Genomic DNA, 1827 nt, shown 5'->3' with positions numbered 1-1827 from the left:
CTGGACCCTGACTCCGGCCACACCATGAAGCACGGAGGGCGGCCCCGCCACCAGCGGAACCACCCTCACAGCAAGATTTTCAGTGATCTTCTAGAACAGCTCGCCACCCACCCCGCTCTGGACCGTACGCCCGACGAGGAGACCGAGGCGGCCTATCCGGACGTCATCGGCGGACTCAGCCTGGCCCTTGCCCAGAGCTTCAAGATCCTCCACCCCGACCTCAAGAACCCCCAGACCCAGCACTGGGACGAGGCCCGAGCACTCTTCGACCTCCTGCTGTGAGTGGCGACCGGACGAGGTGGTGCAGGCCACGACCCAACAGCGTCACCGCGCTCTGCCTCCTCGGCTGCCGCAACGATCCTGCTGGCCCGCCGCAGGGCCTGATCCACGTCCGGGGTGCAGCCAAGAACGGTCGTGACCTCCGCCAGCAGCGCCAGGCTGCGGTCCAGAGCCCGCTGCAGCGCCGCGTCCACGTCGAACTCGTCCGCGTCTCGGTCGGGCAGGGGCGCCGCTGTTGCGACGGGCCGGTCGTCACCTGCTGGGCGCCGGGTGCCTGACCGGAACGGCGGGCCGCGCGGGCCGGCGTCCTGCGTTCCCGCTCGTCGCTTTCCGTCTTCTTCCGCATTCCGCACCGTGGCGCACCCTCGCGTTCCTGGTTGGCGGTTCGGGTGCCGCCGAGCGGCTACGGCAGTACGGAGGCCAGCGATTTCGGCAGACCGGATTTGAGGTGGTCCCACTCGCCTTCGCTGACGTGGCGTTCCAGAGCCTCCAGCACGGTGTGCACGACTCGTTCGATGCCACCGTCGACCGCGTAGGGAAAGTCGTCCCGAACGCGCTGGAGGAATTCCTCGCCGCTTAGCTTCACTGGTGTCTCGGACGGCTTCCATCCGTCGTAGTAGATGCCGCGGATCAGGGTCGGAAGCTGCGCCCCGAAGTGTACGGCCCCGTCGACGGAGAGCCGGTCCCGTAGCAGGTGTAGGACGGCGCGCAGTGCGGCGTACGACTGCTTCCGGCGTTCCTTGGGCCGTCCGTTGGCCTGCTCGATTTCCCTGAGTAGCCGGTTGGCCTTGTCCACCATGGTGTCGAACGAGGAGAAACCCGTTTCGGTCATCTCATCGCCCCTTTCGCTCCCGGAGCGCCCGGCGGTGCCGGAACGTTGTCCCGCACCCGTCGGGCTCCTCGGCTCAACGACCGCCGCTCTCGCCGCGCTCGCCGCTCTCGGTGATCTGGACGTGACGGGGCTTGGCGACCTCCGCCTTGGGGACGGTGACCGTGAGCACGCCGGCCGACATCTCCGCTGTGACCTTCTCGGCGTCCACCTCTCCGGGCAGTCGCAGTCGGTACTCGAAGGCACCAGTCCGGCGGGTGCCACGGCGCAGAACGCCCTTGCGCTCCTTTTCCTTGATCTCTCCGGTGACCACCAGTTCCTGTCCGTTGGCCTCGACGTTGATGTCCTTGCTCTTGACGCCAGGAAGTTCGATCTCGACCTCGAAGGCGTCGTCGGTCTCCGTGACGTCCGCGAGGGGGGTCCACGCGGCCGCGGGCGCGGCGCCGCCCACCGTGGATTCGAGCAATCCGCTCATCTGGTTGAGCAGTTCGTCGAATTCCATCAGCGGATTGCGGGCCCACCCGAGGGGCCGCTCCGTTGTTCCGCCACTGCGGTGGCGCCGGACGGGCAAGGTCATCGCCCACCGTACGCGAGGGCGGCCGCCGTCGGCTCGTTGATGATCCACAGCACTTCCAGTCCCGCGATCCGTCCGGCATCACGGGTCGCGGTGCGCTGGGCGTCGTTGAAGTAGGCGGGCACCGTGATGACCGCCTCCGTGA

The 1827-nt window shown here is 68.0% G+C and carries 3 protein-coding genes and 1 pseudogene; 1 reads left to right on the top strand and 3 read right to left on the bottom strand.

What is annotated here, in order from left to right; genetic code table 11:
- A partial coding sequence (locus ACWDA7_RS52535; protein ID WP_450615271.1) for a DUF1931 family protein occupies positions 1–282 on the top strand: 282 nt, incomplete at its 5' end.
- Positions 283–682: 400 nt separating this feature from the next.
- On the opposite strand, the gene ACWDA7_RS52530 is transcribed toward ACWDA7_RS52535, so the two are convergent.
- From ACWDA7_RS52530 to ACWDA7_RS52520, 3 genes and pseudogenes are all read right to left on the bottom strand, one after another.
- Complete coding sequence (locus ACWDA7_RS52530; protein WP_450615270.1) at positions 683–1111, bottom strand: DUF2267 domain-containing protein; 429 nt, start codon at positions 1109–1111, stop codon at positions 683–685.
- 73 nt (positions 1112–1184) lie between these two features.
- Positions 1185–1685: an Hsp20/alpha crystallin family protein gene (locus ACWDA7_RS52525; RefSeq protein WP_450615268.1), complete on the bottom strand. Its 501-nt coding sequence runs from the start codon at positions 1683–1685 to the stop codon at positions 1185–1187.
- Between the two features lie 5 nt (positions 1686–1690).
- A pseudogene (locus tag ACWDA7_RS52520) lies at positions 1691–1827 on the bottom strand (Hsp70 family protein); the annotation flags it as partial.

This window comes from Streptomyces sp. NPDC001156 (assembly GCF_053598275.1).
This window is presented reverse-complemented; position numbering and strand designations above follow the sequence as displayed.